Origin of the sequence: Achromobacter sp. JD-1 (assembly GCF_038594925.1) — a bacterium.
Lineage (GTDB): Bacteria > Pseudomonadota > Gammaproteobacteria > Burkholderiales > Burkholderiaceae_B > Achromobacter > Achromobacter spanius_C.
This window is the reverse complement of sequence record NZ_JBCGCS010000024.1, coordinates 53,936-69,211: the sequence shown is the minus strand read 5'-3', so window position 1 is coordinate 69,211 and position 15,276 is coordinate 53,936. Positions and strand designations below refer to the sequence as shown.

Here is a 15,276-nt window from a genome sequence, read left to right as displayed (position 1 = left end):
CGCGCGCTCATCGCAGGGACAGCGGCCCAACGCCGCCTTGCTGTACAGGGCCTGGCTGGTCTTGAACACATTCCAGTTCCAGGATGTCGTAGGCACTGTCGCCGCGCGTGTGGCGAGCGGGCAATTCGTAGTCGATGTGACAGCTTTCGCCCTGGCCAGGCCCCCATTCGATACGCACGCTTCCTTGGTCGCTTTCTGCGCGCATGACGATGCGGCTGCCCTGCCCCACCGCGCCCACCGCCATGCGGGTTTGCGGGTCGATGGCTTCGGCGCCGAATGGCAAGGGCGCGCCGTCTGCCAGCTTGCTAAGGATCAAGACCTGACGCGCGCGCAGCGTGGGGTAGACCAGCTTGATGATGGCGCCCGCGCGGGGCGCGATGTTCAACGAGCTGGTCTTGAGTTCGATGTCCACGGGCAGGTCGGCCGGATCCACGTCCACCGAGTTCAAGCGGTAGGGGCTCAGGCTGCCCACCACCGCGTAGCCGCTGCCGTCTACCCGGTTGACGCCATAGCCCACGCGCATGCCCTCTGCGTCCTTGGCGTGAACCAGCGCCACGGTTTCGCCCATGGTCTGCGCCAAGGTCACGCCGCCGCCATGCACGAGCATGGCGCCGTTTGCGCTCAGGGACGCTTGCCGATACCCCCGCCCCTGCCCCACGCTGGCCGACACCGAGCCTTGCGGAAAGTTATAGCCCACGCTGGCGTCCGCGGAATTGGCGTTGCTGCGGCCGTTGTGGGCGGCCGACACCGAGTATGAGCCCGCGCCGCGATCGTCCAACGGACCGCTGACGCTGGACGACAAGCGCGCGCCGTCACGGCTGTCACCGGTGTAGACCGCGCTCAGGCGTGGCGCGCGGGAAGTCATGTCCCGGCGACCCAGCGGGATGGCGACGCTAAGCGTCACCTGCGTGCTTTTCGCGCTGCCCCCTCCCCCCCAATAGCCACCCATGCCGGCGCTATGGACCCGTTGCAGCGCGATGGAATACGACACGTCTCGCCAGTCGTTGTTGTAGCCAACCGAGTAATTGACGTCGCTGCCGGCCCGCGACCAGTAGTTGGCGGTGGACGCCGACGCATACATGCTGCCCAGGCTTGCGCCCAGGTTCTGGCTGACGTTCAGGTCGAAGCGGCTGCGCATGCGGCCATCGCCCTGGTAGCGGTAGTTGCGCGACACATTGCCCAGCGCCACCGCATCGCGCAGGCCCAGGTAGCCGCTGGTGGAATAGCGGTAGGCTAAAAGCGAGAAGTTCGTGCCGCTGTTGGGCAGGTCTTTGCTGTAAGTGAGCCGGTAGCTGGCGCCGGCGCGCTTGCCTTCCAACGGCACCTTGGCGCGGGCGGCCGTCACATCCGCGGCAAAGGCGCCCAGGGTGGTGCTCATCGCCGCGCCCAGCAACACCGATCCGTAGTGGTCGGTAAACGCCAGGCCGCCGTAGCCGGTCACGGCATCGCCCATGCCACGTTTGAGCGTGCCTTGCAGCACATACGGCGAGGGGCCGCGCAAGCCCGGGTCGGCCGCCCGGCCGGCCGTCAGGCTGTACTGGGTCACGCCGGGCCGTAACAGTTGCACGATGGTCGCGAACGGCACGACAAAGCGCCGCATGCTGCCGTCGGCTTCCGTCACCTGCACGTCCAGGTCGCCGCCATAGCTGGCCGCGCGCACGTCCTCGATGGCGAAAGGGCCGGGGGCAACGGTGGTTTCATAGATAAGAAAGCCGCGCTGATAGACCGAGACCTTGGCGTTGCTGTTGGCGGTGCCCCGGACGGTGGGCGCGTAGTGGCGCAGGGTTTCGGGCAGCATGCGGTCGTCGCTGGATAGCTGCACGCCCCTGAACGACACGGCGTCGAACAGTTCACCGCTGGTTGAGCTTTCGCCCAGCAGTAACTGCGATTGCCAGGTGGGGATGTCGGTCTGCAGATAATAGGAACTGGCTTGGTACTGCGCGCCGCGGGTTTGCGACCAGAACGCCGAACCGGTATGGCGCAGCCGCAGCGCGCCCAGGTTCAAGCCCGCATTGATGCCCGCATAGCCGCGCGTCATGCGCCGGCCCTGGCTGTCGGTCGTGAAGACGTTGGCGTTGTAGTTCAGACGCGCGGCGGTGATGCCGCTATCCCATTGGGAAGGGTCCACCCAGCGGTTCGACACCGCCAAGCGTTGCAGGTATTCCGGGAACGTCACGTACAAGCCAAGCTGCGCCATGTCGACGCGGATTTTTGCACCGGGTACGTAGCGCGACAGATCATCGCAGGTCAGTTCGCGGGGCAAGGGTTCAACACCATCCGCGCGCGACACCTTGCCCAGATCCAGCCCGCCACGTTCCAGCATGGCGGCGTCGTAACAAGGCACGGCGCTGTCCTGGCCGGGCACGTTGCGAAATTCAATGTCGTCAACGCCGCGCCATTGCCCGTTGAAGTAGAGGTCCAGCCGGTGCATGCCCGGATCGGCGAAGTTCGCGCGTTGAAAACGACGGGTGTCGATGGTGGGGCCACCCACTTCCTGCATCAGCATGTAGGAGTCAAAAATAGCGACCTCGTCTTGCGCCCACGCACTGGCGCCGGCCATGGCGAAGGCGGCTGCCAGCAGGCAGCTTCCGGCGCGCATTGACGCCCGGACCTCACGCCGCGCTCGGGGACGCGCGCAAGCGGAATAGCGAACGAAAGTCCGCGCAAGTCGAATGTTCATCAAACCGGAAAGCTCCACCCACAAGGGCCGAGAGGACAGCTCAATCAAGCAAAGGCTTGTTGAGGGTGCGCCGTCCGCCGAAGTCGTTGATGGCTTCGTACTGGACGGTGAATTGGCCTTCTTGCAAGCCGGCCGCATTCGAGGCCAGCGCGAAGTTGGATGTTCCAAACGGGGCGACCATGCCGTTGTCCGCCGCAATGCTTCGTTTGCCCGAAACCAGCGCGATACGCGCGAACGACACATGAAACGGCGTGGGGTTGGTGACTTCAAGCTGACGCTTTCCGCCGGCGGCACGCACCAGTTTCCAGGTCAGTTTGTCGGGCGCGGTGGCCGCCTCGTCCGGCATGGATGCGGGCCGGAAGAAAATCTTGATGCGTGTGTGGAAAGAAAACTGCAGCACGTTCACCGAGGCCGGATCGCGCGGCGGCGTTTCCACGACGTTCAAATAGAAGAGGCTTTCCCGGTCGGTGGGAAGCGGCTCTTTGGTGTAGGTGATGCGAATATTGGACGCGCTGTTGGGTTCAATCCGCATGATGGGCGGCGTCAACACGAACGGCACGCGGATGTCTGCGGGCAGCGCATTTTCCTTGCCGTCGTCAATCCAGTTTTGCGCAAGCACGGGCGTGCTGCCGTTGTTGCGGATGATCATGATGGAATCGCGCGCGTCGGACTTGATGACCAGGCGCGTGCCTTGCAGCACCAGTGCGGCCTGGGCGGGAACCACCCAGGCGCACAGGACCAAGGCGAGCGATAGCACGTGCGCGTACGCATGACGGGCAAACGCCCCGTTGATCGTCGTCATGGCAGTGTCGCGCTTAGTTGTAGCGCAGCGTGTAGGTCACGAACGAATTACCATCACCGAAACCGACCGAGGTGGCGGTGGGATCTTCGGGCACGTACTTCGCCGAGTAGTACAGCACCGCTCGGTCGTTTTTGACTTCGGCCACTTGCGGGTTGGCATCGGCAATGCCCAGACGGATGGGATCGGTGTTGGCCGGCGCTTCGGTGCGGTTGTTGCGGATCTGGATCTGTACGCCAGCGGCCGAGCCTGCGCCGACCAGCTTCAGGTTGCCGGTGACTTTGTCGATGTTCGGCTGGTGGGCATCGAACTGCAACCGTACTTTGGTTTCGTCCGCGCAATCTGCCGAGCCTTGCACATTGATCTGAAAGTTTCGTTCGGGCGCGGATCCGTTCACGACGTCTTCAGGCTTGACGGTACCGAACGAGGGCACGTCGACGTTACCGGCGGCGCCACCCACGCTGCCTTCAACGTCGCAAGTCACGTCGCTGATCGAGCCGAAGAAAGAGACGGTACCCCCCGCGGCGAAACTCGCGCCCGGAGCCACCACTGCCACTAGCAAGCCGGAGGCGGCCAGGGCTGTCAAGATACTGCGCTTCATGCGATTTCCTCTATTCAGGGATAAGAATGGCGATGGCACTTCCGTGCCTGGCTAAGCGTGCTCGAATGATCCGAAAAACAACATGCGTGGTGGATCATTGCGAGTCCCTGAACGATACGATTTGAGCGCAAGAAATTAACTAGGAGGATGCTTAATTGGCGCTCTTAGAAATCTGATATTTAGCGCCGAAGACGCGTCTTCGGCGCTAACTGTATTGCTGCATTGCAAAGCGCACTTCATGCTTGGTGGGCAGCGCTTTCGAAGCATATTGCTGCGACGCGCAAGCGTCGCGGCACCCTTGTCCAAAGGCGACACCCACATGTCGGATTCAAGCTAGTGGACACCCCCCGCCGGCACGACGCTTACACCGGCCCGCGGGCGCACACGCACCCACAGCAACAGGCCGCACGCCAGGGTCATCAACTGCGATCCCACCAAGAGATAAAAGCCCGCCGAGTATGCGGCCGACCCCGGCGTGCTTTGGCTGGCCGACATCGATATGGCCGCGCCCATCATCGCCGGCATCATCCCGCCAACAATGCTGCCCACGCCGTTGACCACGCCAAACGCACTGCCGATGTGTTCCGGCCGTGCGTAGAACTGCATGGTGCTGGGAATCGCCGGGCTTTGCAGGCCCCAGAAAAATCCGGCAGCGGTCAGGCAGTAAATGGCGTGATAGCGGTCGTCCACCACCAGCGCCAGCGATACCGCCAGCACTACGCCCAGGCTGCCGCCCACGAATATCAGCGGCACCCGCTCGCGGCTGATGCGGTCGATAAGCAACCCGCCCAGCAACACCGCCGCGATGGTCGACCATTGCGGCATGGACGCTAGCCAACCCATGGCGCGCAGGTCAAAGCCACGCGCCTCTTTCAAGTAGCCGGGCAGCCAGTTGCCCACGCCCCACATATAGGCCAGAAAGCTGGATGTCAGCACCGTGATCAGGATCACGTGCCGCGTCTGCATCGCGCCGCGCACCATGGCGGGCACGCGCCGCCCCAGCACCTCGTAGAGCGACAGCCCGGCGACGCCCCGCTGCGGCTCGCTGCCCGCCGGCATATGAATGCACAGCAGCACCACGGGAATGCCGACCAGCAGGTTGACCAGGCCCAGCACGTAGAACGAGGCCTGCCAGTCCAGATGCAGGACCAGCATCGCCACAAAGGGGTAGCCCAGCGCAAAGCCCATGCCCGTGCCGCTGTTGATCAGCGAATTGGGCTTGCCGTTTTCATGGCCGTCGAACCTGGCCTTGACGTAGCACGACGCCAGGGCGAACAGCGGCCCTTCGGACAGCCCCAGCAGCAGGCGCGAAACTAGCAGCAGCCCATAGCTTTGATACAGCGGCGAGGTCATCGTGATGACACCCCACAGGCACAAGCCGTAGATCAGGCTGCGCCGCACGCCCAGCATCGCCACGCAGAACGGCGTCAGGATGATGGACGACAGGCCGTAACCCACCATGAAGACGGTTGCCAACATGCCTTGCGCGCCTTTGTCGACGGCGGTCAGGCCTATCTGTTGCAGAAAATCGGGCTGCGTGATCAGGACGGACAGGTTGATCCGGTCCACATAAGAGATCGTCACGATCAGGAAGATCGCGACAACGCCCATCCATCGATTGGAAGTGTTTTGCATGGTGACCTCGAAAATCTTGGAAATCTCAGGCCGAGCGCGGGCGGGGGCAGGCGCGCAACGCCTTGCCCCCTGCCCGGCGTGCGTTAGAAGGAGTGGTGGATGCCGCTGGTCAGCACCGTCTGATTACGCGTGGACGACACCCCCACGCCGTTGATCGCCGCATGCGCCAGCCCGCTGCCCGCGCGTTGGAACACCGCCAGCGCGAACCACTCGGTGCGCTTCGAGAACTGATGCACATGGCTCAAGCTGAAGAGGTCCCAACGACCGCCCGCCAATGCGCTGCGCGAATAGCCCAGGTTCAGCACCTTGCGCGGCTGGTAGGTCCAGGCGGCGCCCAGGTCGGCGTTGCGCATGGCTTCGTCACGCCCCTGGTATTTCAGTTGCACGCCGGTGTAGGTGGCGTTGACGCGCAAGGGCAGGCCGTCGAAGCGATAGCTCGCGCCCGCGCCCCAGATGCGCTGTCGATCCAGCACGATGGGCAGGCCCGAGGTCAAGGTCTGCCCAAACAGGCGAGCCACGCCGGTGCGGCTTGGCAAGTCCACCCGCGCGCGATCCTTGATCAAGGTGAAGGCCAGCGCACCCGAGAAGCCATCCTGTTGATAGCGCGTGAAGGCGCTGAGCGTGGTCGTACCGCGCGGCGCGTCCTTGGGGGCCATGGAGGCGAATCCGTACTGCGCGCCCACTTGCCAGGGCCGGGAAGCGGGCGTCATCAGCTTGATGGAATTGTTCGCCTGGAACGTGTTGGCCAGGTTATCCAGGTTGCCCGGATGGAACAGGAAAAAGTTGCTCAGCTGAAAGCCGTTGCTGTACCTGCCGATGGTATCGAACATGAAGTCGGGTTGATGCCCGAGTTGCACGCTGCCCCAGCCGTGGCTCATGCCGACCCAGGCGTTGCGGTTGAACAGCACGCCCGGCACGACGGACGAACCCGTCTGCGTGATAAAGCCGCTTTCCAGCAGGAAATTGGCGCGCAGCCCGTCGCCCAGGTCTTCGGAGCCACGCAGCCCGAACCGGTCTGGTTGCATGGTTCCCGGGTCGATACGCGCGGAACTTCCGCCTGCGATATTGCTGACGTAGCTCACGCCTTGGGTCAGGCTTCCGTACAACTGAAGGTTGCTTGCCGCGGCCGGCGCCGAGGCGGTGACGCCCAGGCAGGCGACGACACTGGCCGAAATACCTGCTGCCATGCGCCACGACGGCCGGCGCGAATGGATTCTAGTCATGCCTCTCCCCTTATCCCCGCATGGCGGGCTGTTATGAACGGCTTCAGATGAACCACTACAAATCCAACACAAGCTCCTTGCTCAAACATCCAGAGACGCAAACCATCATGCAGCGGTTGGCGGCCTGCTCGCTTTGGCTCAATACCGAATCGCGATGCTCAGGGGTGCCGCTGAGCACGCGCGTTTCGCAACTGCCGCACACCCCTTCGCGGCAACTGTGGGGCACCTCGATTCCCGCACGCAGCAGGCAGTCCAGCAGCACCGCGCCCGCTTCGATCGCAAGCGTCTTTCCCGACTTGGCAAGCGTTACCTGATACGCGGCGCCCTCGGCGGGCGCGGCGTCTTTCGCGCCAAAGCGTTCGACGTGGCAATGCGGCAGATTCAGCAGGCTGGCTGCGGCTTCAAAGGCGTCGATCATCGGCCGCGGGCCGCAGCAATAGAAATGCGCCGTGTCAGGCATGCCCGCCAGAAAGCGATGCAGGTCGGGCGCGCGGCCATGGTCTTCATCGAAATGCAGGTGCGCTTGCAGCCCGGGCGGCAAGCGCGCCAGGAACGCGGCCTCGGCGCGTGACCGCGCGGCGTAGAACAAGGCGACGCGCTTGCCCTGGCGCAACAGGTGTAGAAGCATGCAGAGAATGGGCGTGATGCCGATGCCGCCCGCGATCAGCACGGACAGCTCGGCTGATGCATCCAGCTCGAAGTGGTTGCGGGGCGGATCGATCAGCAACTGTTGGCCGGGTCGCAGTTGTTGATGGATGTAGGCCGAACCGCCCCGGCTGTTGCGGTCATGCAGCACGCCGACCACATAGTGGTCGCGCTGCTCGGGCGAACTGCAGAGGGAGTAGCTGCGCTTGATGCCCGGCGAAAGATGCAGGTCGATATGTGCGCCGGGCGTGAAGACGGGCAAGGCCTCGCCATCCAGCGCCGCCAGCTCCAGGCTCAGGATGTGACGCGCTTCGACCCGCATGCACTGCACGAGAACGGGTATGGGAACAGGGGTGAACATCGGGCAACGCTTCCTGGTTGGGGCCGTTAGGGCTTGGCGGTGGGTCGATCCGTCAGGAACCGGCCCCCGGCGCTGTTCGCGTTCTTCTGGCGCCGGGTATTGCCGTCCAGCCCGCCCTCTATGGCCCATTCGGCGAAGACGGTGGGGCCGGGCTCGAATTCGCGGGGCTGCCAGCGTTCATCCAGGTGGTCTTCGTCGGCGTAGTACTCAATGAGGCCGCCCGCCGGGTTGTTGAAATACCAGAAGTACGCGGAGGACACCGGGTGCCGGCCAGGACCCAACTGGGTATCCCAACCACGACGCGCCATATGCAGGCCGCCGCCAAAAACTTCATGGATATCGCGCACCGTGAAAGCCACATGGTTCAGGCCCGCGCGCGGCTGGGGCGGTTGCAGCAGAAACAGGTCGTGATGCCCGCCGTTTGCGTCGCATCGCAAGAACACGCCGCGCCCCGGATAGCGGTCGGACACGACGAAGCCGCAATGCTCGGTGTAGAAGCGCGCGGTGGCTTCCACGTCGGTCACGAAGAACACGACATGGCCGATCTCGATGGGAATTGCCCGGTCATAAATGGGCGCAGCCTGGTTCACCCGTGGCTTGCTGGCCCAGGTGTTCATCGCGCCGCACTCAAGCTGCACGGGCTGCCGGCGCGTGCGGGCAAAGCGGATCGCCATGCCGTTGGGGTCGATACACGCCACCCCATCCGGGCCGCAGGCGTAGCCGGGCGCATGCCTGAGACGTTCCGCCAGCGTAGCCAGTACGGCGTCCGCCCCCGCGCCCCAGACCACCTCGCGCAGCGTCGGCCCGGGTTCGATTGCCGGCGCCATGTCCGCCGACGGCGCGCACACCACGACACGGCAGCCGTTCAGGGTGTCAAACACCAGGCGCGCGGGCGCGTCTTCGCGCAGCGCAAGCCCCCAATCCGTAAAGAAGGCACGGCAAGCGTCCAGGTCATCGGCGCTATAGGTGATCTGGTCGATTCCGACGATTTTCTGGTTCATGTCCCTCTCCGATATACACATAGGCCCGCCGAGCGGCAGGCCCACTCAGCCATCCGCCCAAGGCAAGGGCTGCGCGTTCATGCCCCAGTAAATGCTCTTCTGTTCCATGTACTGTTGAATGCCCAGCCGACCCTTCTCGCGGCCCAGCCCGCTGTCGCGCCAGCCGCCGAACGGGGTCGAAATCGAAAACTGCTTATAGGTGTTGATCCAGACGGTGCCCGCCTGCACCTGCCGCCCGATGCGCCAGGCCTTCTTGTAGTCACGGGTCCAGATGCCCGCGGCCAGCGCATAGACGCTGTCGTTGGCCTGCTCGATCAGCGCGTCCTCATCGTCGAACGGCATGGCGACCAGCACCGGTCCGAAGATCTCTTCCTGGCAGGTGCGGCTGCGGTTGCCCAGGTTTTCGATGATGGTCGGCGTGTAGAAATAGCCCTGGTCGTAGCTGCTGCCCTCGGGGCGCTTGCCGCCGGTGCGGATCGTGCCGCCTTCGCTCAAGCCCAGCGCCACGTAGCGTTCTACCGTTGCGCGGTGCGCCTCGCTGATCAGCGGGCCCATTTGCGTGGCCGGGTCCGCCGGGTCGCCCACGCGCAAGCGTTGGGCAGCGCCCGCCAACCGGTCCAGGAATTCCGCGTACAGCGAACGCGCCACGAACAGGCGCGACCCAGCAATGCAGGATTCGCCCGACGAACTGAAGATGCCATACAGCACGCCGTTGACGGCATGCTCGATGTCGGCGTCGGCCAGCACCATCGTGGGTGACTTGCCACCCAGTTCCATCGACACTGGCATCATCTTGTCGGCGGCAAGGCGGGCAATCTGTTTGCCCGTGCCGGTGCCGCCCGTGAACGATACGCGCTTGATCAGAGGGTGCCGCACCAGGGCATCGCCCAGCACCGAGCCCTTGCCCGGCAACACGCTGACCATGCCGGCTGGCACGCCCGCCTGTTCGCAGATGGCCGCCAGCTGCAAGGCCATCAACGGCGTGATTTCGGCGGGCTTGATGATGACCGCGTTGCCCGCCGCCAGCGCGGGGGCAAGCTTCTGCGCCTCGCTGGCGATAGGTGAATTCCATGGCGTGATCGCGGCGATGACGCCCATGGGTTCGTGCACGCTCATCGTCAGGCAGTCGCCGCGCATCGGCGTCAGGCCGTCCTCCAGGGTCTCGCACGCCGCCGCGTAGAACTGGAACGTGGCGGCGGCGCTGGCGACCAGGGCGCGCGTTTCGGTAATGGGCTTGCCGTTGTCCAGCCGCTGCGTCTGCGCCAGATCTTCCGCGCGTTCACGGATGATCTGTGCCACGCGGTACAGCACCTGCGCGCGCTCGTGCGCATGTTTTTGGGCCCAGCCGCCATGGCGGAAGGCGTGATCGGCGGCGCTTACCGCTTCATCGACATCGTCCAGGTTGGCGGCCCGAAGATGTGCGATGGCTTGGCCCGTGGCCGGGTACAGGCTGGCATACACCTCGCCCCGCCCGGCACGCCAGACGCCGCCGACGCAGATGTCCAGGATGTGCTTGTCTGTCATGGCTGGCTTCCAGTTATGCGCTTGCGCATCACGCCACCACCGGCGTCTTGACCGGCGGGCCGGCGAAGACGGTTTTGAATGCGCCGATGGACAGCATGTCGACTTCGATCAGGCACGGTCCCGCCTCGCGCGCGGCAAACACCAGCGCCGCGTCCATGTCCGCCACCCGCGACACGCGCGCGTGCCGCAGCACCAAGGACGCCGCCAGGGCGGCATAGTCGGGCGTATGCAGGTCCACGTAGTGGCGGCGGCCACCGTACTGGCTGTCCTGAATGTTCTTGATGACGCCGTAACCACGGTCGTTCATCAGCACGAACACCACGTCGGCCTGCTCTTGCACGGCGGTGGCCAGTTCACCCAGGTTCAGGATGAAGCCGCCATCGCCCGACAAGCAGAACGTTTTCTTGCCCGAGCCCGTGGCGGCCGCGCCGACCGCCGCGCCAATGCCCATGGCAAGACCCTGGCCGATGCCCCCACCCAGCGCATGCACGCCAGCCAAGGGGTCGAAGACGCGCAGGTAGCGGTTGCCCCAGGTGCTGTTGGACACGGTCACGTCGCGCACCCAGTTGAAGTCGCGACCCAAGTGGCGCTGCAAGCTGTCGACCAACTCGCCGTAGGCGCCCAGCCCGTCGCGCAGCGCCGCGCTGGCTTGCGAGCGCGCCGTTTGCAGGTCGGGCAGGAAGCTGTCTTCCACACGCATGCGGCCTTGCAGGCGGTCGGCCAGGCCTTCCAGCGTCAGCGCGGCGTCGCCATGCACGAATTGCGCATTGGCGTAGCCGCGGCCATCGGCGGCAGGGTCAGCGTCGATGCGGTAAAGACGGCACGGCAGGTTCAGCCGGTATTGCAGCGTTTCATTGCCGCGCAGGCGCGAGCCCACCACCACCATGGCGTCGCAAGTTTGATAGAAGGCTTCGACGGGCGCTTGCAGGTTGAAGGCGCCCAGCGAACTGGTGTCGTCCTCGGGCAGCACGCCACGGCCTTGCGTGCTGGTGACCACGCCGAAGCCCATGTCGCGCAGGCGCTTGACCGCTGTGGCCGCCCCCCGCGCCCCGCCTCCCAACCAAAGCAGCGGCCGGCGCGCCTGAGCCAGGTCATCGGCCAGACGGTCCAGCGCGTCGGCGTTGGGCGTCACGGGCGCCACCGGCAGCGGTTGCTGATCTTGCGGCAAGGGAATCAGCGCCAACTGGATATCGATGGGAATCTCGACGCTGACGGGGCCGCGCGGCGCGCTCATGGCCGCGTGTACCGCCTGACGAATAACGCTTAACGCCGTGTCGGCGCTGCGCACGCGAAACGCCGCCTTTGAAATGGCCTTCAGCATCGACAACTGGTCGGGCGCTTCGTGTATGTAGGACAGGCCACGGTCCAGAAATGGCGTTTCGATCTGGCCAGTCAGGTGCAACAGCGGCGTGCCCGCGGTCCAGGCTTCAACGAGCGCGCCCGCCGCATTGCCGGCCGCGGTGCCGGTGCTGGTCAGGCACACGCCCAGCCCACCGGTCGTGCGCGCATAGGCATCAGCCATATTGGTAGCGCCAGCTTCGCCGCGTGCCGGCACAAAGCGGATGCGGCCGCGTTCACCAATGGCGTCCAGGATGGGCATGTTGTGGATAGAGATCACGCCGAACGCGGCTTTGATTCCGCATTGTTCAAGAAAGGCGGCAATGGCGTGGCCGACGGTGATGCGTGGTACTTCAGGCATGACGGGACAATCCTCCAGAAACATCGATGTGGCCGCCGGTGGTGTAGGACGCCAAGGGCGAGGCCAGAAAACAAATCGCGTTGGCGGCTTCGGCCGGGTCGCCCAGGCGCGCAAGGGGGATGCCCTTGTCGGCAGCCAACCGGGCGGTCCATGCCGACCAGCTCAAGGACTGGTCATCGCGCGCCTCGAAACGGCGACGCCATTGGCCGGAATCCACCAAGCCCAACAGCACCGCGTTGACGCGGATGCCAAAGGGCGCGAACTCGGTCGCCAACGAGCGGACCAGGTTGCGTACCCCGGCGCGCGCGGCCGACGTGGCCACCATGTGCGGCTCGGGTTGCAAAGCCAGCAATGAATTCACGCAGACGATGGCGGGGTCGGGCGCTTGCTTCAATTGCGGAAGAAACGCGCGCGTGGGATGGATGACCGAGAAGAACTTCAAGTTCAGTTCTTCTTGCCAGGCAGCATCGTCGGTGGTGGCAAACGTGGATACCCTGCCCTGGCCGGCGTTGTTGATAAGCACGCTGGCGGGTCCCCAACGCGCCTGGACCTGGGCCGCGAACTCGGCCATTTGTGTCGGGTCCAGCACATCGCATTGCGCGGCCAGCAGCCGCGCGTCGGGCCATTGCCGCAGCAGTTGTGCGCGGGCGTCGGCCAGGCGTTGCGCATCGCGCCCGCAGAATGCGACGGCGGCGCCCGCGTCCAGCAGCCGCTGCACGGTTGCCAGGCCAATGCCCGACGAGCCGCCCGTCACCACCGCCACTTTGTTTTTCAACTGCCACATAGTCTTTCCACCTGATCTGCTGGGGGTCAGTGCATCACCATGCCGCCATTCACGGCCAGTAATTGCCCGGTCATGAAACGCGACAGGTCCGACAGACAAAAGGCCACCGTGCCGCATAAGTCAGCGGGCACCTGCTCGCGCGCAATGGCGCGCTGGTTGCGGTAGAGCTCGTGGCGGGCGGCCGGCACGTAGTCGGTGGCTTCCACGCGCGTCAGGCCCGGGGCGATCGTGTTGACCGTGATGTTGTCGGCACCCAACTCACGCGCCAGCGACCGGCTCATGCTGATCAGCGCCCCCTTGCTGGCCACGTAGGCCAGCAGCTTGGGCGCGCCCCACAGCGCCGTGTCGGACGCAATATTGACGATGCTGCCCCGGCCGCTGGCGCGCAACGCGGGCAGGCAGGCCGTGGTCATCAGCCAGGTGCCGCGCACATTGACTTCCATGACGCTGTCCCACATCGCCACGTCCAGCTCTTCGGCCAGGCGGCCGCCGGAATGGGTGATGGATGCGTTGTTCACCAGCCCGTCCAAGCCGCCCAGCGCGCACACCGCGTCGTGGACGCAATGCAGGCAGGAGTCCGGGTTGCGCAGATCCGCCAGGAAGGCGTGCACGCGCAGGCCGGCATCGCGCAGCCGGCTCAGTTGCTGATCCAGTTCCGGGCCCAACACATCAACCATTGCGATCTGCGCGCCGGCTTGCGCCAGATATTCCGTAAACGCCAGGCCCAGCCCGCGCGCCGCCCCGGTCACCAGGATGCGGCGGCCGGCCAATGAGAGCGGGGGCAAGGCGGCAGTGTGGGCGTCAGACATGCGCGGCCTGCTCGTTTGCCCGCCCGGTCGTCTGCACAGTGGTCTGCCCGGTAGCCGGCACGTCGGCCTGCACTTCCGCTTGCACTTCGGCCTCGGCGCGCCGCTGCAGGATGCGCCGCACGCGCGTGATGCCGACGTCATGCTGATAGAGCGTTTCGTGTTTGCGCGCGTCCGGCGCCATGCTTTCCAGCACGACGCGGTCTTGCTCCAGTACTTCCCAATGCAGGCCTTCCAGCCGATTGCGATACAGAAAGCGCCACACGTCGCGCTGCCATCCTTGCACACGCCGCGTGCGCCAGAAGAAGACCTGGCAGTGGTTTTCGTCCACCGGCGTGGCGTAGCCCACGATGCCGAATTCGCCGCCGGGGCCGAATCGCTTTTTGTAGGGGATGGACAGGCGCAGCCACATTGAATCGGTTTCGCCGAACTCGACCCAGTCAAAGTTCACGCCCGACTGATTGCTCTTTTCGAAGATCAGGCCGGTGTCGGTTTCGCGGATGGCCATCTGCGCCTGCTTGTCGCCATCGGCCATCGAATGCGACGCCGCGTGCAGATACGCGCCGTGCATTGGGTCCATGACGTTGTCGATGGCGTAGCGGTAGTTGCAGGCCCACTGCGCGGTACATAGGAAGTGCGAGTGCTCGCCGCAGTCCAGTTCCTCTGGCAGGCTGAGTTCCGGCGCCGGCCCCTGGCCGAACCACAGGAACACCGCGCCCGCCGCCACGCGCGCCGGGTAGGCCTTCACACAGCTGCGGCCTTCCAGCGGGCACTGGCTGACGGCCGGCACGCTTTTGACCTGACCATCGCCGCCCACTTCCACGCCGTGATACCAGCACGCAAGGCGATCGCCCAGGTTCCATCCCATGGACAAGCGCGCCCCACGGTGCGGGCAGCGGTCTTCCAGCGCGTGGACATTGCCTTGCGCGTCGCGCCACAGCACGATGTTCTGGCCCAGGCGCGTAATCCCCAGCGGCGCGCCGCCCACCGCCCATTGCGCGACGACCGGATACCAGTAATTGCGCAAGCCCTGATTCAGGCGGTTTTCTATCCGTTGCGATGTCATGGTCACAGACCCCTCAAGTGGGATGGATGGCGGCGGATCAAGTCCTGGCCGATAAAGAACATCAGGCGCCAAGCCGACGCATTTCCTGCAGAAAACCCGCTTCGGTCCAGGCCTCGCCGTCCGGCGCGCGCAGCGCCTGGGCGTTCAGGCTTGCCACCAAGTCAGCGGGCGTCTCGGCGCCGCCGTCAAAAGCCGCTTCCAAGGCGTCGCCCAGCGCGTTTTCGTAGGCGGTGGGGGCTTGCGCGCGGGTTTGCCACACCAGGTTTGGCACGGCGCCTGGGCGCTCTATGCCGCCCTTGCCCGCGGTGGGTTCAAGGGCGGGCGGCGCCCAGGGCGTCAGTTGCGGGTTGTAGGACAGCGGGGCCGTTGGCCGAGGGGGCAAGGGCATGACGATCTCCGATGACATTATTGTCATTTTGTCTTATATATAAAACGACGTTTTGTATATGGAC

General features: G+C 65.0%; 13 protein-coding genes. All 13 read right to left on the bottom strand.

What is annotated here, in order from left to right; all coding sequences use genetic code 11:
* Positions 1 to 7: 7 nt before the first annotated feature.
* Entirely contained in the window at positions 8 to 2,599 is a 2,592-nt protein-coding gene (locus WBR68_RS26790; RefSeq protein ID WP_230695727.1) for a fimbria/pilus outer membrane usher protein, read from the bottom strand.
* Positions 2,600 to 2,720: 121 nt separating this feature from the next.
* Entirely contained in the window at positions 2,721 to 3,482 is a 762-nt protein-coding gene (locus WBR68_RS26785; RefSeq protein ID WP_127185289.1) for a fimbrial biogenesis chaperone, read from the bottom strand.
* Positions 3,483 to 3,495: 13 nt separating this feature from the next.
* Entirely contained in the window at positions 3,496 to 4,080 is a 585-nt protein-coding gene (locus WBR68_RS26780) for a fimbrial protein (RefSeq protein ID WP_127185290.1), read from the bottom strand.
* A gap of 333 nt (positions 4,081 to 4,413) precedes the next feature.
* The gene (locus WBR68_RS26775; RefSeq protein WP_230695726.1) at positions 4,414 to 5,715 is read right to left on the bottom strand and encodes an MFS transporter; all 1,302 of its coding nucleotides are present in this window, start codon (positions 5,713 to 5,715) and stop codon (positions 4,414 to 4,416) included.
* 83 nt (positions 5,716 to 5,798) lie between these two features.
* Complete coding sequence (locus WBR68_RS26770; RefSeq protein WP_230695725.1) at positions 5,799 to 6,938, bottom strand: porin; 1,140 nt, start codon at positions 6,936 to 6,938, stop codon at positions 5,799 to 5,801.
* Positions 6,939 to 6,993: 55 nt separating this feature from the next.
* Positions 6,994 to 7,944: a PDR/VanB family oxidoreductase gene (locus WBR68_RS26765; RefSeq protein WP_230695724.1), complete on the bottom strand. Its 951-nt coding sequence runs from the start codon at positions 7,942 to 7,944 to the stop codon at positions 6,994 to 6,996.
* A 26-nt stretch (positions 7,945 to 7,970) separates the two neighbouring features.
* Positions 7,971 to 8,945 (bottom strand): VOC family protein, encoded by a 975-nt coding sequence (locus tag WBR68_RS26760; protein WP_230695723.1) that lies wholly within the window; start codon positions 8,943 to 8,945, stop codon positions 7,971 to 7,973.
* Between the two features lie 45 nt (positions 8,946 to 8,990).
* On the bottom strand, positions 8,991 to 10,469 hold the full coding sequence (locus WBR68_RS26755; protein WP_230695722.1) for an aldehyde dehydrogenase: 1,479 nt from the start codon (positions 10,467 to 10,469) through the stop codon (positions 8,991 to 8,993).
* Positions 10,470 to 10,497: 28 nt separating this feature from the next.
* Positions 10,498 to 12,168, bottom strand: a complete 1,671-nt coding sequence (locus WBR68_RS26750) for a thiamine pyrophosphate-binding protein (RefSeq protein WP_230695721.1) — start codon at positions 12,166 to 12,168, stop codon at positions 10,498 to 10,500.
* The gene (locus WBR68_RS26745) at positions 12,161 to 12,952 is read right to left on the bottom strand and encodes an SDR family oxidoreductase (protein ID WP_230695720.1); all 792 of its coding nucleotides are present in this window, start codon (positions 12,950 to 12,952) and stop codon (positions 12,161 to 12,163) included. The genes WBR68_RS26750 and WBR68_RS26745 overlap by 8 nt, the downstream gene beginning before the upstream one ends.
* Before the next feature lie 26 nt (positions 12,953 to 12,978).
* A complete protein-coding gene (locus WBR68_RS26740; protein WP_127185298.1) occupies positions 12,979 to 13,761 on the bottom strand; it encodes an SDR family oxidoreductase in 783 nt (260 codons plus the stop codon).
* On the bottom strand, positions 13,754 to 14,824 hold the full coding sequence (locus WBR68_RS26735; protein WP_050449311.1) for an aromatic ring-hydroxylating dioxygenase subunit alpha: 1,071 nt from the start codon (positions 14,822 to 14,824) through the stop codon (positions 13,754 to 13,756). Before WBR68_RS26735 ends, WBR68_RS26740 begins: the two co-directional genes overlap by 8 nt.
* Before the next feature lie 61 nt (positions 14,825 to 14,885).
* Positions 14,886 to 15,212 (bottom strand): recombinase-like helix-turn-helix domain-containing protein, encoded by a 327-nt coding sequence (locus tag WBR68_RS26730; RefSeq protein WP_050449282.1) that lies wholly within the window; start codon positions 15,210 to 15,212, stop codon positions 14,886 to 14,888.
* Between the last annotated feature and the right edge of the window lie 64 nt (positions 15,213 to 15,276).